The organism is Paenibacillus rubinfantis (assembly GCF_001486505.1).
Taxonomy (GTDB): Bacteria; Bacillota; Bacilli; order Paenibacillales; family Paenibacillaceae; genus Fontibacillus; species Fontibacillus rubinfantis.
Genome location: NZ_LN909064.1, coordinates 1 through 18,764 on the forward strand (window position 1 = coordinate 1; position 18,764 = coordinate 18,764).

Here is an 18,764-nt window from a genome sequence, read left to right on the forward strand (position 1 = left end):
CCCCCCTCAAGATGAGATTTCCCAATTAGTAAGACCCCTTGAAGACGACGAGGTTGATAGGCCTGAGGTGGAAGTGCAGCAATGTATGGAGCTGACAGGTACTAATCGGTCGAGGGCTTATCCAATTAACTAACACGCAAATTCGTTTCGTATTCAGTTTTCAAGGATTAAACCTTGAATTTATGGCTTGGAGAGATACCCAAGTGGCTATAAGGGGACCCTCTGCTAAGGGGTTAGACTGCGTAAGCGGTGCGAGGGTTCGAATCCCTCTCTCTCCGCCATTTGTACAAGCTTATATTGTGGCGGCGTAGCTCAGCTGGCTAGAGCGTACGGTTCATACCCGTGAGGTCGGGGGTTCGATCCCCTCCGCCGCTACCATAACATCCTGGAGGCTTAGCTCAGCTGGGAGAGCATCTGCCTTACAAGCAGAGGGTCGGGGGTTCGATCCCCTCAGCCTCCACCATCTTTAAAACCTTGCACAACAATCATTTACACCGTGCCGGTGTAGCTCAACTGGTAGAGCAACTGACTTGTAATCAGTAGGTTGGGGGTTCAAGTCCTCTCGCCGGCACCATTTACTTCACGCGGAGCCGTGGTGTAGAGGCCTAACATGCCTGCCTGTCACGCAGGAGACCGCGGGTTCGAATCCCGTCGGCTCCGCCATTTATTTCAATATTTCCACCGTAAAGTGGGAAAGTGAATAACTTCACCGCTTTATTTTTTTGGAAATTTTACCGTAAAACCTACGGCTCGGTAGCTCAGTCGGTAGAGCAGAGGACTGAAAATCCTCGTGTCGGCGGTTCGATTCCGTCCCGAGCCACTTTTATGCTCCTACATCTTTTTCACGGGAATGGGGAAGCATAATTCATATGGAGGCTTAGCGAAGTGGCCAAACGCAGCAGACTGTAAATCTGTTCTCTGACGAGTTCGGTGGTTCGAATCCATCAGCCTCCACCAGTTTTATGAGCCATTAGCTCAGTTGGTAGAGCACCTGACTTTTAATCAGGGTGTCGAAGGTTCGAGTCCTTCATGGCTCATGCCTAAAACCGTTAACCCTAGGGTTAGCGGTTTTTTTTGCGTTGAGGCGGGATTTACGTTTCCTCCGACGGGTATGATAAAATGATTTTAATGAACCTTAAAATGCTTGGAGAGAAAGGCACCGCTATGGATATCAAATGGTTAAAACAGCAAGTGGAGAGCGTGGTCGGCGCATCGCTTTCAGAGAATGTCTGGGAAACGCAGGTCTGGAATAACGCCATCGCGGAATTGGACGAGCGGAAAGTCGGTCCTTATCGTATTGAACAAAGATGGGTATGGCTCGTGGAGCGCCAACAAGGAAGCGTACGCGTTCTTGAAACGGAGGCCTCCAAGGTGACCGAGGCGGAGGCCCAGTTGATCCAACTGCTGCTGTCCGCGGCTCGCGAATCGTCTTCCCCCGTAACTAGCTTAAAGCGGGAGGATGAGACGCGCAGCCTCCAGCTTGGAGAGTGGCTGCAGGAACGTTTAGAGCTGGGCGAGTTAAACCAGCCGGTGCCGGATCGTTTGACCTTAAAGGCGAAGCTGAAGGGGAAAATGCTGCCCTTTTTGCTGAATTGGGAAAGTTCGGGTCAAGGGCAGGCAATTTCTTTTTCGAAGCTGAACAAGCTCTTGAAGAGTTATTTCGGGGGTGAAGTCATCTTGGTCCCGTTGAAGGACGATTGGCTGATCCTGCTGGGAGAAGAGCTGTTTATGAGCGTGCGGGAGGAGAGCGAAGAGGCGGCCGAGACGGAGCGGGATTTGCTGAGCGCGTTATGCCAAGGCTTATACGAGCTGGTGACCAATGAGTGGGTTGGGGGATTTCATCTTACAGTTGGGAATACTTTAATTGTTGAGACCGAGTTGGCTTCGGCTACATTGTTCTTGCGTCAGACGTTGGCCCTTGGACGAGTATTTAATGTAACCGATCAAATCCATCTGCCTTGGGAATTGAAGCTGGAGCGGCTGGTCTATAGCATTCCGGAGGAGCAACGCCATCAATTCGTACAGGAACTCGGAGATCGCGCCGGCCTGCTGCAGGACGAAGAGACGTTAACGACGTTGGAGACGTTTTTTGCATTGGACTGTAATGTCAGTGAAACCGCCAAGCGGCTTTATATTCACCGGAATACGTTATTATACCGTATGGATAAGTTCAAACAGGAGACCGGGCTGGATGTGCGAACGTTTAAAGACGCCGTATTGGTCAAGCTGGAACTGCTATTGTATAAAGTGACGAAAAGGTCCTGAGTTTTTTGTGCAGTTTGTGGATGGATGGGTGAACTCCTATCGACTAATATATAAATATAAAATGTATCCGATTTCATAACAGGCATAGAACCTTTAAACACCACCAAATTTAATTCATGGGAGGCCAAACACATGGCAGGCGTACGCTTAGAACACATTTTCAAAAAATATCCGGGTGCTGCAAAAGCAACCGTAGAAGACATCAACCTTGATATCGCGGATAAAGAGTTTCTCGTGCTGGTTGGTCCGTCCGGTTGCGGTAAATCCACGACCCTTCGGATGATCGCTGGTTTGGAAGAAATTACGGAAGGTAAACTGTACATCGGCGACCGCGTCGTGAACGACGTTGCTCCGAAAGACCGCGACATCGCGATGGTATTCCAATCCTACGCGTTGTATCCGCACATGAACGTATATCAAAACATGGCGTTTGGTTTGAAACTGCGTAAAGTGAAGAAAGACGAAATCGACCAACGCGTTCGCGAAGCCGCAAAAATCCTCGACATCGAGCATTTGCTGGACCGCAAACCAAAAGCTCTTTCCGGTGGTCAACGTCAACGGGTTGCCTTGGGCCGCGCAATTGTCCGCGATCCTCAAGTGTTCCTGATGGACGAACCGCTTTCCAACTTGGATGCGAAGCTGCGCGGTCAAATGCGCGCGGAAATCACAAAACTGGTTAAACGTTTGGAAACGACTTGCATCTACGTAACACATGACCAAATCGAGGCCATGACGATGGGTGACCGGATCGTGGTTATGCACGACGGTATCATTCAACAAGCTGCTTCTCCAGAAGAGCTGTACAACCAACCAGGCAACATCTTCGTAGCTGGCTTTATCGGTTCGCCTACGATGAACTTCGTAAATGGTACTTTGGCTGAAGAAGCCGGTACGGTTCGTTTCAAAGCTAACAACATGGATGTTGTTGTGCCACAAGGCAAAGCAACCGTTCTGAAAGAAAAAGGCTACATTGGCAAAGAGGTAATCATGGGTATTCGTCCTGAGGACATCCATGAAGAGCCAGTATTCCTGGAAGCTTCGCCACAAACGACATTCACTGCAAACGTGTACCTGACAGAAAACCTGGGTCACGAAATGCAATTGTACCTGAACGGTGCTGGCGGCGACGGCCTGATCGCTCGCGTTGACGGCCGCTCCAACACGCGTGAAGGCGATAACGTAAAACTGGCGATCGATATGAACAAAATTCATATCTTCGACAAAGAAACAGAACGCAACGTGTTCTTCAGCTAAACCGTTAAGCGATGAAGAAACCGCCCTTCGGGGCGGTTTTTTTGTTAAATGGGAGAAATGACTGCTCCAAAGTTAAGGACCCGGGGCTGCTCCCGGGGCAATGATTGATTTACGTGACAATTTCCTTTACGATGAATACATTAAGTGATCCAGTAACAAGATGAATGAATGCCGTCAAGGCAGCTTATATTGGAGCCGGAGTCCGTTTCAGACGGGCAGCCTCATCTTGGATGACGGCAGGGGAAAGGAAGAACACCATGGCTAAAAAAGTGAAAGTTTCCGAATTAGTGAACCAATTCGGACTCGAGGTGGTTTCCGGAGAGCAGGGGTTAAAGCGTGCGATCACGGTTGACGACCTGTATCGACCGGGCCTGGAGATGGCTGGTTATTTTGAATACCATCCGCCGGAGCGCGTTCAGATTCTGGGGAAAACCGAGCTCGCTTTCTTTGAGATGCTTCCGGAGAAAGAGCGGAGAGATCGGATGGAACGGCTCTGCAGCAGCGAGGAGACGCCGTGCATTATCGTCACCCGGTCTTGGAATGTCCCGGAGGAACTCATTGAAATCAGCTCATTGAAGCAGATTCCGGTCCTTCGCAGCAGCATGGCGACAACGATCCTGTCCAGCCGGATCACGAGTTTCCTGGAGCGGAAGCTGGCACCAACGGCAACCATTCACGGGGTACTCGTCGATGTTTATGGCGTCGGGATGCTAATTACCGGCAGCAGCGGTATCGGTAAGAGCGAGACGGCGCTCGAGCTGGTGAAGCGCGGCCACCGTCTGATTGCGGACGATGCCGTGGAAATTCGCCAAACCTCGGATAACCAATTGCACGGGACGGCCCCCGAGCTGATCCGCCACCTGCTGGAGATTCGCGGCGTTGGGATCATCAATGTCATGACGTTGTTTGGCGCCGGGGCGATTCGTAACAACAAGCGAATCTCGCTGGTCGTGAGACTGGAAGCCTGGCAACAGGAGAAGCAGTATGACCGACTGGGGCTGGATGAAGAGACAACACGAATCATCGATACCGATGTACCGTTGGCGACGATTCCGGTACGTCCCGGACGGAACTTGGCTGTCATTATTGAGGTGGCTGCGATGAACTTCCGTTTGAAGCGAATGGGGTATAACGCCGCGCTTCAGTTTACTACTAAACTGACCGAAACGATTGCGGAAGATATCGACGATTTGGATTAGGAGCGTGAACGATGGGCACTTTGTTATTGGACCCGATCGCATTTTCCATCGGGGGCTTGAAAGTACACTGGTATGGCCTGATTCTAGGAAGTGCCGCTTTAGTGGGCCTTCTCTTAGCCGTATGGGAAGGAAAGCGGTTCCGCATCCCTCAGGAATTTTTTATGGACTTGCTGTTGCTGGGGGTGCCGTCGGCGATTATCGCCGCTCGGATTTATTACGTTGCGTTTATGTGGGATGATTACAAGAATAATTTCTGGGATGTCTTTAAAATATGGAACGGCGGTATTGCCATCTACGGGGCGTTAATCGGCGCGATTATTTGCGCAGTGATTTTTGTTCGGCGCCGCGGTTATAACTTCTGGCGAATCGCCGATATCTGCGCACCTTCGCTGATTATCGGACAGATGATCGGACGTTGGGGGAACTTCGTCAATCAAGAAGCTTACGGCGGACCTACGACGGAGGGCTTCCTCCGCGACAACCTGCATTTGCCTTCGTTTATCGTGAATCAAATGAACGTGCAGGGGACGTTCCATCACCCTACGTTTTTGTATGAATCACTGTGGAACCTGGTGGGCTTGATCCTGCTGCTCATCCTGCGCAGACAGAAGTTTATGCGAGCAGGGGAAATGTTCGCCTCCTATTTCATCTGGTATTCGATTGGACGCTTCTTTATCGAAGCGCTGCGGACCGACAGCTTGGCATTCCAAGGAGCGGACTGGCTTGCGTCGTTCGTGAACGGGCTGTGGGCGCCGATGACGTGGCTTGGCTTTGAACAAGGGTATCTGGCGCCGTCTTACGGCAACGTACGTATTTCTCAGCTGTTGGCGATTGGCATTGTCATCGCGGCCCTTATCTTCATTATTGTACGCCGCCGCACGGTACGCGACTTGCCGTATTACAGCGACCCGATTATTTCTACGAAAATCGCAGCGGCAGAAGCTTTGCCGGGAGCAGTCGAAGTGAACGAACCGGAGAAGGTGGAAGCAGCCCGGCCGGCGGAGACAACGGTGAAGGAGCAACCGGAGGTTCCGGAAGATAAAAAGGAGTAACGCCCCCATGATAGACACCGTGTTATTTGATCTGGATGGAACGATCATCAATACCAATGAACTGATTATTACGACATTCCTGCATGTCATCGAAAAAAACGGCTTGAAGCCGCATACCCGGGAAGAAATCATTCCGCATATGGGGATGACGTTGGAGCATCAGCTGCAAATGTTCTCTGGCCGCGAGGATGTGGCGGAACTGGTGGCGGATTACCGGAAATATAACCGGGAACGCCATGATGAACTGATCCGTGATTTTCCGCATGTGAAGGAAGTGATCACCAAGCTGCACGAACGGGGGATCACGATGGGCATCGTTACCACGAAAATCAAGGAAACGACGCTGCTCGCCTTGGACATGTTCGGGTTTAAACCGTATATGAAGGCGATCGTCACGGTGGAGGACGTGAAGCACCCCAAACCGCATCCTGAACCGATTCTGACGGCGCTGCGCGAGCTGAACGCCGATCCCGCGCGAACGCTGATGGTTGGCGATAGTGCGGCCGACCTGCAATGCGCGAAGGCCGCAGGCGTGCAAGCTGCGGGTGTGGCTTGGTCATTGAAAGGCGAAGCGGTGCTACGCAAATATGATCCTGACTACATCCTCCAGGATATGACCGATTTATATGGTATCTTAGGGTGGGAGCCGGTGAATTCGTGAGACAAGTCAAGCGGTATCCGGTCGAAGGGCCTAATGCGCTTTGGCAGCTATACCGAACGGTAAGCCCATGGAAGGGCGTTCGCAACTTCATATTTATCCAAATCGCCCGGTATTGCCCGATCCTTTCGGTCAAGAACGCGATTTATCGCCGGGTGCTTGGCATGAAGGTGGGCGAGCACACTGCGTTTGGGCTGATGGTGATGGTGGACGTGTTTTTTCCGGAACTGATTACGGTCGGACGCAATTCGGTGATCGGTTACAACACGACGATCCTGGCCCATGAATACTTGATTAAGGAATACCGGCTAGGCGAAGTGCGCATCGGCGACGAGGTGATGATCGGAGCGAACAGCACGATTCTCCCGGGTGTGACGATCGGAGACGGAGCGGTTGTTGCCGCTGGATCGGTGGTACATAAAGACGTGGCTCCCGGTACGTTTGTGGGCGGCAACCCGCTGCGGGTGCTGGAGCGGAAGAATCCCTAGTTGATGTACTCGATGTACCTTAACGAAACTAACACGTGCTGATGGCTTGCGTGCTAACGCTGATCAGGATCGCTATTGGGACGATTTTGGCATTGTGGAATTTCCAACGACGCTGAGAAGCGCTATTTCGCAGAGAACAGGGGATTTTGGCCACAGAAAACAACAATAAGCATTGTGGTCAGCGTTAGAATCGTAACACGTTGATTTTGGTGGATATAAGCTTTGTGGTCAGCGTTACAGGTGATTAGGTACACGGTAACGACGGACGAAAGCGTAAAGAAAAGCGGTCTCGAACCCGGCAATTCGCCGGTCGGGACCGCTTTTTGTTGTTATTTCAGGGGAATCTTGATGGCTTGGGGTTTATAGGAGTCGTCTAATTTCTCCATCACGGTGATGCGTAATGGCTGGGTATATTCGCGTTTATCTATTTCGAACCGTATCGTTTCGTTGTCCCCGTCCAAAGTATACATTGGGGAGCGGTCATCCTGAAGGATACGATAAACGGATTTGAATTGATTGTCGTTGAAGTACTCATCCACGGTAAAAGGCGAACTGACCTTGTTTCCCGGAGTTTGGTTCATATGGAGCAGAACCTCAATAGTTTTATCGTGTTCGAGCACTTCCACTTGCTTGACTGACGGTTCGGAATAAAGAAGCTGCTCCTTGTCTGTGTCTACCCACAGGCTAATGGATCGTTGTTTCTCCGGATAAACGCCAAAGTTATCAATTTCGAGCGTCACCTCATTCCAATCCTTATCATAGGTGCTCCCAAATTCAAGCCCCATGAGATACACATCGGTAGACCCCGTCTGATAGTCATAGATCAGGCTTCGGAGCGGTGCATACCGCTGGAATTCCGCTTCGCCCTCTCCACCTAAATAGAGCTTAGCTTTGACGGATTGGGACATCCATTGGTCCACGCTCTCCTGAGGTTTGAACAGGATCGTCGTACTCAACGGCCGCATAACGATTTGATCGATCGTTAGGGGGTGACCGTAAATGGTGGCGATCTGGTTAACGGGAACAGTTTTCTTCATCCCTGTATAAGGTTGGCTGCTCCACTCCATCGGGATTTCACTAATAGGTTGGTCGCTGGACTCCTCCGTACTAACGGATAACAACAGACGAGTAGGTGCGTCAGGATCCTCAATATTCAACGTGTATTTTAAGTGAGTGACAGTGTCGTCCGGATAAGTGCCGGTGGGAAGAAACACAGGTAAATAATCAAACGTTTTCCCAGTGGCATCCTTAAGCCCCAGATGAACTTCGGTATCTAGCTTTTTGCGATGGATATTCTCCAACGTATAGAAAAACACCACCGTCCTCCCATCCGCTAGTACACCGTCTACGGTCACCTTCGTTCCCGCCACTTCCGTCGACTTCCCGATGGGTTGGTACAAGCCGAGTTCGGTAGCCCGCTCCATCTCGGAGGTCATTAAGGACGAGATATAACTTGGATAGTTTTCGTTCTGACTGGCTGTCGTAGAAGGGGATGGTGAGCCATCAAACATCCCTCCACTCGGCCACATAAATAGCAGCAATAGACAAACGGCTAGCGTACCTGCCACGCCAGCTGTCCAGGTCAGTCCCCGGCGCAGATGCCATATCCTGCGTTGAGTCCTCCCCTGCTCCAACCCCCGGCGGATTGCCGCATCCAGCTTCTCGTCCCGGACTTGGTTCTCAGCCAGACCCAATCCTTCAAAATAACGAGCCCAAAGCAGGTCTTCCTCCCGATCAACCATAATACAATTCACCTCCCACATCCATATGGCGGCGAAGCTGCTTCAGGCCCTGATGCAGCCAAGTTTTAACCGTCCCCTCCGGGCGGTCCAGCACCCGGGCGATCTCCGCCAAAGTCATATCTTGAACATATTTCAGCGTCAAAACATGGCGGTACTTCGGTTTTAACTGATCCAGGGCCGAGTCCAGATCCATTTTGTATACGCTGACCATTTCCCCGGTAGGCTGCACCGTCTCCGCAACGTACGGAAGAACCCGTTTCCGCCGTTTCAGCTCATCGATACAGCAGTTGATCAGTATCCGGATCAGCCATGGGATGAAGGCCTCGGGATCTTTTAAGCGCCGGCATTTGATCCAAGCCTTGCAGACCGTCTCTTGAATGGCGTCCAGGGCGTCCGATTCGTTGCGCAAATAGCTGTAAGCGATGCCGTAGAGCTTGCGCCGGTGTAAGGATATCAACTGATAAAAAGCTTGCTCGTCTCCGCTGCAGGCAGCGGCAGCCCATTCTCTCTCTTCCAAAGCGGGCCCCTTCCTTCCAATGTAAAATGCAGCGTACAGGGATTACCGGCCGGTAATTTGATTCCCTATGTTAAAGACGGCCAAGAAGGCCAAACGGTTTTACGATTTACCAACTTCTGATATAGTGAAAAGAGTAGCAAATAGAAACTTTTGCTATAAAAAGGCGTCTAGTACATGAGAAAAGCCTTTCTTAATTATGATTAGGAGTTGGTTGAGTGAGCAAGGTGGTCAAGGAACGTTTGCCGCAACTGGATATCTTTCGGGCGTTAGCGATCTTTAGTGTCATCCAGGTGCATGCTTCCTCGTTTGCGGCAGCTGAACAAGCGCTAAATTCACCGGTCTACTACTTTTATAATTGGATGAACATTTTTTTCAAAATCGGGACCCCATCCTTTATCTTTCTGAGCAGCTTCGTGCTCTTCTACAATTATTACGATCAACCGATCAGCCGCCAGTTGGTAAGCAAGTTCTATAAGAAGCGACTCACTTATATCATCTTACCCTACCTCTTGGTCTCCTTCTGTTATTTCGCGGTGGTTGCCATCTACCGTCATGATTTTGTCAATAATTCCAAGCTGTACGAGCTGAAATCGCTGGGGACGGCGTTGCTAACCGGCACGGCCTACACTCATCTGTATTTCGTGTTTATCAGTATCCAATTTTACCTGTTGTTTCCGCTGTTTTTGTGGCTGTTTCAGTCCTTCCGGAATCACCGCGTATTGCTGGCGCTGATTTTCCCTTGTGGTCTGGCGCTGCAATGGGGATTTGTGTTCTGGAACAAGTATGGGCTTCAGCTCCCGAATAAAGGAAGCTATGCGCTTAGTTATTTAGGTTACTACATGTTTGGTGCAGCCTTGGCGATCTATTTCGGTAAAATCAAAGCCTGGCTCACGACGGAGTGGAAAGCCCTGTCGAAGGTCCAAAAAGGCTGGACAGCCGCTTTATGGATCAGTTGGCTGGCGATCGCTTTTGCTCATGTCCAACTCTGGTATTCGTACCGTCAGGGCCATAGCTCGCCAAACACGCTGTGGTTTGAGTTGCTATGGAACGTGCACACCTTATTTTCCGCAATGGTGCTGATGAAGGCGGCCTTTTACATCCATCGAAAAGGTTCGTCCTTCTGGACCCGATCGCTGACCCGGTTAGGGGAGCTCTCCTTTGGTATTTACTTGTTTCACCCGTTTGTGTTGTTCGTGTATCGGTACTTCTGGAGCGAACAGAAATTGCCCGGCGCCTCGCTTGGCTATCTGATCTACATCATTGTCGGCTCCATGTTGGCGTTGTTCCTGTCGTGGGGGTTCGTGCAGCTCTGCTTCCGGCGGCTGCCCTTTGCGGCGTGGTTTCTTGGGAATGTCCCAGCTTCCTTGCGCAAAAAGAAACCGGCCGGACGGCGGGAAAGCGGACAAAACCCTTCCATTGGCGCAAATACGTAACTATGAGGAGTTGAACCGGCCCGGGTATACCCGGCCGGTTTTTTTGCATAGATTGGGAATTCGCAAGGGTTTTGACCCTTGCTTGGGGAATACTGTAGGGCAAGCAAAATCAAGGAGTCGACCGGGAAGAAGCGATTGACGGTCCAAAAGAAAATATGATAAAATTGGGCTACTCTTTACTTTGGTAGTATGGTAGCACTTTAATATAATAAAGGGAATCGTGTGAGAGAGAACAACGGTGAGGTGAATCACTTGTCGAAACCAAAGGGCTTTGAAAAACCGTCGGGGGTCCGAGACTATCTGCCTTTTGCGGTGGATAAACTGCGAGCGATCGAAGGGCGTGTCCTGGATTGTATGGCGGGCTGGGGTTACCGGCAGATCATGACGCCAACGATGGAATATTACGATACGGTTGGCGTGGCCAGCTCGACGTCGGATCAGAAGCTGTTTAAATTGTTGAATAACCGGGGGACCACCATGGTGCTCCGTTCCGATATGACGGCGCCGATCGCCCGGGTCGTCGCCTCCTTATTGAAGGAAGAACCGCTGCCGCTGCGCTTGTCGTATCACGCCAATGTGTTCCGGGCCATTGAGGAAGAGGCGGGACGGGAGGCGGAGTTTTTCCAAACCGGAGTCGAATTGGTTGGAGATGATTCCCCGGATGCCGATGCCGAGGTGATCGCCTTGGCGGTGGCTTCGCTGCAGGCGGCGGGCGTTAAGTCGTTTAAGATCGCCGTCGGGCATGTCGGCTTCTTGAACGGTCTGTTGGAGGACGCCGTCCCGGGTCGGGAGGACATCCAAGAAGCGTTAAAGGCAGGGCTCCTGCACCGCGATTTTGTAGGTTACCGGGAAACGTTGGCCCAGTTGTCGCTATCTTCGGAGCAGCGGGATGAGCTGGAAGGGATTCTCCGCCTGCGCGGCGGGAAAGAGATTTGCGGCCAAGCGTTGGAGCTGAGCGGCAATTCGCTAGCCCAATCGTCGGTGCGGCATCTCAGCCAGGTGTGGGATGCGCTGGAGGACTTCGGGGTGGCCGAACACGTGATGATCGACCTGACGATGATCGGGGATTTCTCGTATTATACGGGGATGACCTTCGAGGGATATGCAGCGGAGCTGGGCTTCCCAGTGTGCAGCGGCGGACGATACGATAACTTGCTGCAGCAGTTCGGACGGCCTGCGCCGGCTACGGGATTTTCGCTGAAGACGAACCGGATTCTTGACGGAGTGGGCGGGCTAGAGAGCGAACCGGAACTGCCGGTGGTTCTGCAGTATGACGCGCCCAACCGGAAGCAGGCGTTCGCCGAAGCGGAGCGGTTGCGCGGTGAAGGTCGCAGTGTGCTGATGCGCCGCGCGGAAGGGCCGGAGGATCTGCTTAGCGCGCCGGATTCGGCGCGGAAGGCGGGGCCGCTGGGGCCGGCGTACGGCGACATCCTGACGTTCGTGAGTTTTTGAGTCAAGGCAGGGCTGCCTGGAAGGAGGGCACAATCCATTGAAACAGATCATCAAAGTCGCCATGCCCAAGGGGCGTATTTATAAAAAAGCATCCGCCTTGTTCCGCGAGGCGGGGATCGAGATTCCAGACGATGTGGACGAAACGCGGAAACTGGTGATTCCGCTTCCCGACATCGGCATGGAGTTTATTCTGGCGAAGCCGGTGGACGTACCGACCTACGTGGAATACGGGGTGGCCGATATCGGAATCGTTGGCAAAGACGTGCTGATGGAGGAGAACCGGGACGTTTACGAGCTGCTTGATCTCGGTATCGCACGCTGCCGGATGTCGGTGATCGCGCTGCCGGATTGGAAGCCGGGAATTCAACAGCGGGTCGCCACGAAGTATCCGAATGTGGCGTCGCAGTTTTTTCGCGAGCAAGGACAGCAGGTCGAGGTGATCAAGCTGAACGGCTCGATCGAGCTGGCGCCGCTGATCGGCCTCGCTGACCGGATCGTCGACATGGTTGAAACCGGGCAGACACTCAAGGAGAACGGGCTGGTCGAGATGGAGAAGATCTTTGAGATCACCAGCCGTTTGGTGGCCAACCGCGTCAGCTACCGTATGAAAAACGCCGAAATCCAGGCCGTTTGCGATGCGCTGAGCAAGGTGATTCGGCGGGATGAGGTTAAACAAGCTTAAGATGAACGATAAGCAAAGATGAAAGCAGGGGGATGCCGGATGATGAAACTGGTATCGGCACAGGATTTTGATTTGCGGCGGGAAGTGGAATACGGTTCGCCGGAACAAAACGAAACGGTGAAGATGATCGTACAGGCGATCAAAACGGAAGGCGATGCGGCGCTGCTTCGGTACACAGAGCAATTTGATGGGATGAAGCTGGAGGCGTCCGGGCTGCGCGTGACGCAGGAGGAGCTGAAGGCAGCGTACGAGGCCGTGGAGCCATCGTTTGTTACAGCGATCCGCGGAGCAGCCGAGAATATCCGGGCGTTCCACGCCCGGCAGAAGCGCAACTCCTGGATGGATTTACAGCCGGACGGGAGCTTGCTGGGGCAGATCATCCGGCCGCTGAAGCGCGTCGGCGTGTATGTTCCCGGCGGGAAGGCGGCGTACCCGTCTTCCGTGCTCATGAACGTGATTCCGGCCCAGGTGGCGGGCGTGCCGGAGATCGTGATGGTGACGCCGCCGGCGACGGGCGGCACAGCGGGGATCGACCCGTACATCCTCGTGGCCGCAGCGGAAGCTGGCGTACATGAGATCTATCGGGTCGGCGGGGCCCAAGCGATTGCGGCGCTCGCTTATGGCACGGACACGATCCGGCCCGTGGATAAGATTTGCGGGCCGGGCAACATTTACGTCGCGCTCGCGAAACGCGAAGTGTATGGTGTCGTCGATATCGACAGTATCGCCGGTCCTAGTGAAATCGCCGTGCTGGCCGATGACAGCGCTGATCCCGCCTATGTGGCGGCGGATCTGCTGTCCCAGGCCGAACACGACGAGATGGCGTCAGCGATCCTTGTGACACCGTCGGAGGCGTTTGCGAAGGCGTGCCAGGCCGAGGTGGAGCGGCAGCTGGCCGCGCTGCCGCGCAAGGCGATTGCCGGAGCTTCGATCGAGCGTTATGGCGCGATTATCCTTGTCGATTCCATCGAAGACGGGATCGATGTGATTAATCAGCTGGCGCCGGAGCATTTTGAGCTGATCGTCGAGAATCCGATGGGCTATCTGGGTCGGGTGGAGAACGCCGGAGCGATCTTCCTCGGGCCGTACAGCTCGGAGCCGGTGGGTGATTATTTTGCCGGTCCGAATCATATCATTCCGACCAATGGGACGGCGCGGTTCTCGTCGCCGGTGGATGTGGACGATTTTATCAAGAAATCCAGTTTGATTTACTATAGCAAGGAAGCGCTCTTGAAGAACGGGGCAACCATTATGGAGCTGGCGCGGCGGGAAGGCCTGGAGGGTCATGCCCGGGCGATCGAGGTGCGGCTGCAACAGGAAGGAAAGGCGGGAAATCAAGATGGCCAACAATCATAACGGGGGAGCGGCGATTCGCCAAGCGAGCGTCAGCCGCAAGACCAACGAAACCGACATTCAATTAAACTTTACGGTGGATGGAAGCGGGAATTCACAGCTGGAGACGGACGTGCCTTTCCTGAATCATATGCTTGATCTGTTCACCAAGCACGGACATTTCGATCTCTCAGTGCAGGCGCGCGGCGATATCGAGATCGACGACCATCACACGGTGGAGGATATCGGCATTTGCCTGGGGCAGGTCCTCCGGGAAGCGCTGGGCGATAAAAAAGGGATTAAACGCTATTCCAGCGTGTTTATTCCGATGGACGAGGCGTTGGCTCAAGTGGTGATCGACGTCAGCAACCGGCCGCATTTCGAATACCGTGCGGAATACCCTTCCGACCGGGTCGGCAGTTTCGACGTCCAGCTCGTGCATGAGTTTCTGTGGAAGCTGGCGCTGGAGGCACGGATCACGCTGCACGTGATCGTGCATTACGGCCAGAACACGCACCACATGATCGAGGCGGTGTTCAAAGCGCTCGGGCGGGCGCTCGACGAGGCGACGAGCATCGATCCGCGCGTCAGCGGGGTGCCGTCGACGAAGGGAGTGCTGTAATGCGATGAATATCGCCATCGTCGATTACGGGATGGGCAACCTGCATAGCGTGAGCAAGGCGGTGCAGCGCCTCGGCTACGAAGGCCGCGTTACGGCGGACGCGGCGCAGATCTTGGCGGCGGACGGCGTGCTGCTGCCGGGCGTCGGAGCTTTTGGCGACGCGATGGAGCACCTGCGCGCGTCGGGCCTGGACGCCGTGGTGCGGCAGGCGGCCGCTGGGGGCACTCCGCTGCTCGGCATCTGCCTCGGGATGCAGCTGCTCTTCGGCGAGAGCGAAGAGCATGGGCGGAACGAGGGACTCGGCTTGCTGCCGGGCCGAGCGGTGCGGTTTGCGGGCACCGAGGGGTACAAGGTGCCGCATATGGGCTGGAACCGGCTGGCGTTCCGGCAGCCGGAGAACCCGCTGCTCGCGGGGCTGGAAGAGGGACATGTGTACTTCGTCCACTCTTACCACGTGTTAGCCGAGCAGCAGGAGGATGTGCTGGCCGTCACCGACTACGGCCATCCGGTGACCGCCATCGTGGGCCGCGGCAACGTCTTCGGGATGCAATTCCATCCCGAAAAGAGCGGCGAACTCGGCATGGCGCTGCTGCGCAATTTCCTGGCGCTGGTGGAACGGCGGCAGGCGTAAGGATAGGCTGAAGCTGGGGCGAGTCTTGAGGCGAGGCTGAGTTGAGGCGGAGTTGACCAGCCCACCTACATGAGATTTAGCGGTAATTTATGGCCTTGTTTTTGCGGATAGGCTGGCTGGGCGGATGATTAGCGGTAAAAAGTGGCGTTATTCTGGGGGAAGTTGCCCTCTTGCAGGTGATTTTGCCGAAATAGCGCCATGAAATACCGTTATTTTGCCTAAACGCACAAATGCGCTAGAAATAACGCCATAAATTACCGCTATTTTGAAATGGAATCTTAGGGCGGTGCCTTACGAGCATTCAATGTATGGACGATAAACGGCAGGAGGTAGGATCATTGATGTCATCTTTTATTATTTATCCGGCTATCGATATTCGCGGCGGGCAATGCGTGCGGCTCGTCCAAGGCGATTACGACCGTGAAACGGTATATAACGCGAACCCGGTGGAAGTGGCCCGTTCTTGGGAAGCGCAAGGCGGGTCGTTTATTCATTTGGTCGACTTGGACGGCGCGAAGGCCGGGCATCCGGTCAACGACGAGCTGATCGGCGAAATCGCCCGCAGCGTGCAGGTGCCGGTCCAGGTTGGCGGCGGGCTGCGTACGCTGGACGATGTCAAACGCCTGCTGTCGCTGGGCGTCAGCCGGGTCATCCTCGGGACGGCAGCGATCGAGGACCGCGCGTTTACCGAAGCGGTGCTAGGCACCTACGGGGATCAGGTGGCGATTGGCATCGATGCCCGGAACGGCTTTGTGGCTACGCGCGGCTGGCTGGAAACGTCCGAGGTCCAGGCCGAGGTGCTGGCGAAGGAACTGGCCGCCAAAGGGGCGGAGACGTTTATTTTCACCGATATTTCCCGCGACGGAATGATGCAGGGGCCTAACGTGGAAGCGATCCTGTCGCTGGCCCAGGCGTCCGGCAAAACGGTGATCGCTTCCGGGGGGGTGACGGTGCAGGACGACTTGCTGCGGCTCGCGGCCCACGCGGGTCAGGGCGTCGGTGGTGCTATCGTCGGCAAAGCGCTGTACACCGGGAACATCGATTTGGCCCAAGCCATCGCGGCGATCGGGGCTTTGAACTAAACGGAACCTAGAAAGGATGTCGAACCAGCATGCTCGCAAAGCGAATTATTCCCTGCCTTGACGTGAAGGACGGGCGGGTCGTCAAAGGTGTGAATTTTGTGAACCTGCGCGATGCCGGGGATCCGGTGGAGCTGGCGGCGTTATATGACCGGGAGGGGGCGGATGAGCTCGTGTTCCTGGACATCTCGGCGTCGCATGAAGGACGGGCGACGATGGTCGAGGTCGTCAAGCAAACGGCCGGTGAAATCGCCATTCCGTTTACGGTTGGCGGCGGGATCTCCCAGGTCGACGACATGAAGCGCCTGCTGCGGGCCGGCGCCGATAAGATCGGCATCAATACGGCGGCGGTGGTGAACCCCGAGCTGATCTCCGATGGAGCGCGCCGTTTTGGCTCCCAGTGTATCGTGGTGGCGGTTGATGCCAAGTTTAACGCCGAGTGGGGCGAATGGGAAGTGTACACCCACGGCGGACGTAAACCAACGGGCATCCGAGCGTTAGCCTGGGTACAGGAGGCCGAGAAGCGCGGTGCCGGCGAAATTTTGCTGACGAGCATGGACGCGGACGGCACTAAGGACGGATTTGACTTGCCGCTGACCAGCGCGGTGAGCCGATCTGTGGGGATTCCGGTGATCGCCTCCGGCGGAGCCGGGAAGGTGAACGATTTTTACGAGGTATTTACCGAAGGACAGGCGGACGCGGCGCTGGCGGCGACGATTTTTCACTATAAAGAAATTGCAATACCGGATTTGAAACAAGAGCTGAAAGCCAAAGGGGTGGAAATACGATGACCGTAGGGAATCAACAACCGCTGCAATTGTCGCTATCAATCGAGGAGCTGGAGCAGGCGGTGAAGTGGGATGCATCCGGACTGGTTCCGGCTATCGTGCAGGAGGCAGGCAGTAAAGACGTGCTGATGCTGGCCTACATGAACCGGGAATCGCTGCGCAAATCAGTTGAGACGGGGTTGACCTGGTTCTGGAGCCGGTCGCGGGCCGAACTGTGGAATAAGGGGGCGACCTCCGGCAACACCCAGCGGATTACGGCATTGAAATACGACTGTGATGGGGACACGCTGCTCGTGGAAGTCCTTGCGAACGGACCGGCTTGCCATACTGGGGAGCCAACGTGTTTCTACCGGACAGCGGCAGAAGCCGAAGTCGCGGCGTCATCGACAGGAGCAAGCGGCGGGGCCGATGAGCGCTTTAAGGTGCTTGCCGAGCTGGAGCAGCTAATTGCCGAGCGTTATGCGGAGCGTCCGGAGGGGGCTTATACGACGTATTTGTTTGAGAAGGGCCTCGATAAGATCCTTAAGAAAGTTGGCGAAGAAACCGCCGAGTCGATTATTGCGGCCAAAAACGGCGACAACGACGAGCTCCGTTATGAGGTGAGCGACTTGATTTATCACCTGCTGGTGCTGCTGCGCGAGCGCAATTTGCCGCTGGATGACATCATGCAGGAGCTGGAGCGGCGCCATGAACGGCCGCGGCGCGACTAGGCAGGGGGCGTAAACCGATGTTGATCGATTATCATACACATCACGAACGCTGCGGCCATGCCGTTGGCGCGTTGGAGGATTACATTCGCCGGGGGATCGAGATCGGTTTGTCCCAGCTGGGTCTCTCCGACCATATGCCGCTGCTGCATGTCGATCCGGCCAAGTATTATCCGGAGATGGCCATGCCGATGGAGGAGTTGCCTCGCTATGTCGAGGAGGCTTTTCGGCTAAAGGAGAAATACCGCGGGCAAATCGAGGTCCGAGTTGGCCTGGAAGGCGATTATATCGAAGGATGGGAAGCGCGGATCGAGCAGATTGTCAAAGCCTATCCTTGGGATTATGTGATCGGATCGGTACATTTTCTCGGGGAATGGGACGTCTCGGATTTCCGTCAGGTGCATCACTGGGAAGGCCAGGACGTGTTTGCGGTGTATGAGCGGTATTATGATGCCGTGACAAAAGCTGCGCAAACCGGGTTTTACGATTTCCTCGGCCACCTCGACGTCATCAAGCGGTTTGGGTACAAACCGGGGCCGGAGCGGGAGGAAGAGACGATCCAGCTGGAGCGTCGGGCCCTGGCTGCCGTGAAGGAAGCCGGGATCGCGATGGAGCTCAACGCCTCGGGGTTGTCCAAGCCGTGCGCCGAGATGTTCCCAAGCGAACGGATCCTGCGGGCGGCGATCGAGATGGGGATTCCGCTCACCGTCGGATCGGACGCCCATGATCCGCTGAAGCTGAGCGAACACCTGGATCAAGCGCGTGCCCTACTGTACAATTTGGGCGTGCGGGAGCTGGCAACCTTTGAAGGACGGCGGCGTACGATGATTCCTCTGGGGGTCGGGAAGTAAGCCGACGGTAGT

At 54.5% G+C, this 18,764-nt stretch carries 18 protein-coding genes, 8 tRNA genes and 1 rRNA gene; 25 read left to right on the top strand and 2 right to left on the bottom strand.

Annotated elements, in window-relative coordinates:
* The 15 genes from BN3277_RS08400 to BN3277_RS08470 all read left to right on the top strand — a co-directional run.
* A 23S ribosomal RNA gene (locus BN3277_RS08400) occupies positions 1 to 125 on the top strand; the annotation flags it as partial.
* A 64-nt stretch (positions 126 to 189) separates the two neighbouring features.
* Positions 190 to 281: transfer RNA gene (locus BN3277_RS08405), tRNA-Ser, on the top strand.
* 20 nt (positions 282 to 301) lie between these two features.
* A tRNA-Met gene (locus BN3277_RS08410) sits at positions 302 to 378 on the top strand.
* 9 nt (positions 379 to 387) lie between these two features.
* Positions 388 to 463: transfer RNA gene (locus tag BN3277_RS08415), tRNA-Val, on the top strand.
* Positions 464 to 498: 35 nt separating this feature from the next.
* Positions 499 to 574, top strand: a tRNA-Thr gene (locus BN3277_RS08420).
* A 12-nt stretch (positions 575 to 586) separates the two neighbouring features.
* A tRNA-Asp gene (locus BN3277_RS08425) sits at positions 587 to 663 on the top strand.
* A gap of 84 nt (positions 664 to 747) precedes the next feature.
* A tRNA-Phe gene (locus tag BN3277_RS08430) sits at positions 748 to 820 on the top strand.
* A 51-nt stretch (positions 821 to 871) separates the two neighbouring features.
* Positions 872 to 957, top strand: a tRNA-Tyr gene (locus BN3277_RS08435).
* A gap of 7 nt (positions 958 to 964) precedes the next feature.
* Positions 965 to 1,037 (top strand) — tRNA-Lys (locus tag BN3277_RS08440).
* A 127-nt stretch (positions 1,038 to 1,164) separates the two neighbouring features.
* Positions 1,165 to 2,265: a PucR family transcriptional regulator gene (locus BN3277_RS08445; protein WP_059042681.1), complete on the top strand. Its 1,101-nt coding sequence runs from the start codon at positions 1,165 to 1,167 to the stop codon at positions 2,263 to 2,265.
* A gap of 132 nt (positions 2,266 to 2,397) precedes the next feature.
* Entirely contained in the window at positions 2,398 to 3,519 is a 1,122-nt protein-coding gene (locus tag BN3277_RS08450; RefSeq protein WP_059041845.1) for an ABC transporter ATP-binding protein, read from the top strand.
* Positions 3,520 to 3,776: 257 nt separating this feature from the next.
* The gene (hprK, locus tag BN3277_RS08455; RefSeq protein WP_059041846.1) at positions 3,777 to 4,718 is read left to right on the top strand and encodes an HPr(Ser) kinase/phosphatase; all 942 of its coding nucleotides are present in this window, start codon (positions 3,777 to 3,779) and stop codon (positions 4,716 to 4,718) included.
* An 11-nt stretch (positions 4,719 to 4,729) separates the two neighbouring features.
* A complete protein-coding gene (gene lgt, locus BN3277_RS08460; protein WP_059041847.1) occupies positions 4,730 to 5,770 on the top strand; it encodes a prolipoprotein diacylglyceryl transferase in 1,041 nt (346 codons plus the stop codon).
* Between the two features lie 7 nt (positions 5,771 to 5,777).
* Positions 5,778 to 6,431, top strand: coding sequence for a pyrophosphatase PpaX (gene ppaX, locus BN3277_RS08465; protein WP_059041848.1), 654 nt, complete (start codon positions 5,778 to 5,780; stop codon positions 6,429 to 6,431).
* Positions 6,428 to 6,916, top strand: coding sequence for an acyltransferase (locus tag BN3277_RS08470; RefSeq protein ID WP_059041849.1), 489 nt, complete (start codon positions 6,428 to 6,430; stop codon positions 6,914 to 6,916). The genes ppaX and BN3277_RS08470 overlap by 4 nt, the downstream gene beginning before the upstream one ends.
* A 329-nt stretch (positions 6,917 to 7,245) precedes the next feature.
* On the opposite strand, the gene BN3277_RS08475 is transcribed toward BN3277_RS08470, so the two are convergent.
* Positions 7,246 to 8,658, bottom strand: a complete 1,413-nt coding sequence (locus BN3277_RS08475; RefSeq protein ID WP_059041850.1) for a DUF4179 domain-containing protein — start codon at positions 8,656 to 8,658, stop codon at positions 7,246 to 7,248.
* Positions 8,651 to 9,175 (bottom strand): sigma-70 family RNA polymerase sigma factor, encoded by a 525-nt coding sequence (locus BN3277_RS08480; RefSeq protein WP_059041851.1) that lies wholly within the window; start codon positions 9,173 to 9,175, stop codon positions 8,651 to 8,653. The genes BN3277_RS08475 and BN3277_RS08480 overlap by 8 nt, the downstream gene beginning before the upstream one ends.
* Before the next feature lie 215 nt (positions 9,176 to 9,390).
* Here BN3277_RS08480 and BN3277_RS08485 point away from each other — a divergent pair, with 215 nt between their 5' ends.
* From BN3277_RS08485 to hisJ, 10 genes are all read left to right on the top strand, one after another.
* Positions 9,391 to 10,608, top strand: a complete 1,218-nt coding sequence (locus BN3277_RS08485) for an acyltransferase (RefSeq protein WP_059041852.1) — start codon at positions 9,391 to 9,393, stop codon at positions 10,606 to 10,608.
* Positions 10,609 to 10,860: 252 nt separating this feature from the next.
* On the top strand, positions 10,861 to 12,060 hold the full coding sequence (locus BN3277_RS08490; RefSeq protein WP_059041853.1) for an ATP phosphoribosyltransferase regulatory subunit: 1,200 nt from the start codon (positions 10,861 to 10,863) through the stop codon (positions 12,058 to 12,060).
* A 37-nt stretch (positions 12,061 to 12,097) separates the two neighbouring features.
* Positions 12,098 to 12,742, top strand: a complete 645-nt coding sequence (gene hisG, locus BN3277_RS08495) for an ATP phosphoribosyltransferase (protein ID WP_059041854.1) — start codon at positions 12,098 to 12,100, stop codon at positions 12,740 to 12,742.
* Between the two features lie 42 nt (positions 12,743 to 12,784).
* The gene (hisD, locus tag BN3277_RS08500; protein WP_059042683.1) at positions 12,785 to 14,098 is read left to right on the top strand and encodes a histidinol dehydrogenase; all 1,314 of its coding nucleotides are present in this window, start codon (positions 12,785 to 12,787) and stop codon (positions 14,096 to 14,098) included.
* Positions 14,082 to 14,696, top strand: a complete 615-nt coding sequence (gene hisB, locus BN3277_RS08505; protein WP_059041855.1) for an imidazoleglycerol-phosphate dehydratase HisB — start codon at positions 14,082 to 14,084, stop codon at positions 14,694 to 14,696. Before hisD ends, hisB begins: the two co-directional genes overlap by 17 nt.
* A gap of 4 nt (positions 14,697 to 14,700) precedes the next feature.
* Positions 14,701 to 15,327, top strand: coding sequence for an imidazole glycerol phosphate synthase subunit HisH (gene hisH, locus BN3277_RS08510; RefSeq protein ID WP_059041856.1), 627 nt, complete (start codon positions 14,701 to 14,703; stop codon positions 15,325 to 15,327).
* Between the two features lie 341 nt (positions 15,328 to 15,668).
* A complete protein-coding gene (gene hisA / locus BN3277_RS08515; protein WP_059041857.1) occupies positions 15,669 to 16,409 on the top strand; it encodes a 1-(5-phosphoribosyl)-5-[(5-phosphoribosylamino)methylideneamino]imidazole-4-carboxamide isomerase in 741 nt (246 codons plus the stop codon).
* Positions 16,410 to 16,438: 29 nt separating this feature from the next.
* Positions 16,439 to 17,197 carry an imidazole glycerol phosphate synthase subunit HisF gene (gene hisF, locus BN3277_RS08520; RefSeq protein ID WP_059041858.1) on the top strand — a complete coding sequence of 253 codons (759 nt, stop codon included), beginning with the start codon at positions 16,439 to 16,441 and terminating at the stop codon, positions 17,195 to 17,197.
* Positions 17,194 to 17,904 carry a bifunctional phosphoribosyl-AMP cyclohydrolase/phosphoribosyl-ATP diphosphatase HisIE gene (hisIE, locus tag BN3277_RS08525; protein WP_059041859.1) on the top strand — a complete coding sequence of 237 codons (711 nt, stop codon included), beginning with the start codon at positions 17,194 to 17,196 and terminating at the stop codon, positions 17,902 to 17,904. Before hisF ends, hisIE begins: the two co-directional genes overlap by 4 nt.
* Before the next feature lie 17 nt (positions 17,905 to 17,921).
* Positions 17,922 to 18,752, top strand: a complete 831-nt coding sequence (hisJ, locus tag BN3277_RS08530; protein ID WP_059041860.1) for a histidinol-phosphatase HisJ — start codon at positions 17,922 to 17,924, stop codon at positions 18,750 to 18,752.
* Positions 18,753 to 18,764 lie beyond the last annotated feature (12 nt).

Bases quoted from the DNA above. Each gene is read 5' to 3' on its own strand.
- BN3277_RS08450 (WP_059041845.1), top strand. From the start codon at position 2,398: ATGGCAGGCGTACGCTTAGAACACATTTTCAAAAAATATCCGGGTGCT.
- hisH (WP_059041856.1), top strand. From the start codon at position 14,701: ATGAATATCGCCATCGTCGATTACGGGATGGGCAACCTGCATAGCGTG.
- ppaX (WP_059041848.1), top strand. From the start codon at position 5,778: ATGATAGACACCGTGTTATTTGATCTGGATGGAACGATCATCAATACC.
- hisA (WP_059041857.1), top strand. From the start codon at position 15,669: ATGTCATCTTTTATTATTTATCCGGCTATCGATATTCGCGGCGGGCAA.
- BN3277_RS08445 (WP_059042681.1), top strand. From the start codon at position 1,165: ATGGATATCAAATGGTTAAAACAGCAAGTGGAGAGCGTGGTCGGCGCA.
- hisB (WP_059041855.1), top strand. From the start codon at position 14,082: ATGGCCAACAATCATAACGGGGGAGCGGCGATTCGCCAAGCGAGCGTC.
- hisIE (WP_059041859.1), top strand. From the start codon at position 17,194: ATGACCGTAGGGAATCAACAACCGCTGCAATTGTCGCTATCAATCGAG.
- hprK (WP_059041846.1), top strand. From the start codon at position 3,777: ATGGCTAAAAAAGTGAAAGTTTCCGAATTAGTGAACCAATTCGGACTC.
- hisF (WP_059041858.1), top strand. From the start codon at position 16,439: ATGCTCGCAAAGCGAATTATTCCCTGCCTTGACGTGAAGGACGGGCGG.
- lgt (WP_059041847.1), top strand. From the start codon at position 4,730: ATGGGCACTTTGTTATTGGACCCGATCGCATTTTCCATCGGGGGCTTG.
- hisD (WP_059042683.1), top strand. From the start codon at position 12,785: ATGAAACTGGTATCGGCACAGGATTTTGATTTGCGGCGGGAAGTGGAA.
- hisJ (WP_059041860.1), top strand. From the start codon at position 17,922: ATGTTGATCGATTATCATACACATCACGAACGCTGCGGCCATGCCGTT.
- BN3277_RS08475 (WP_059041850.1), bottom strand. From the start codon at position 8,658: ATGGTTGATCGGGAGGAAGACCTGCTTTGGGCTCGTTATTTTGAAGGA.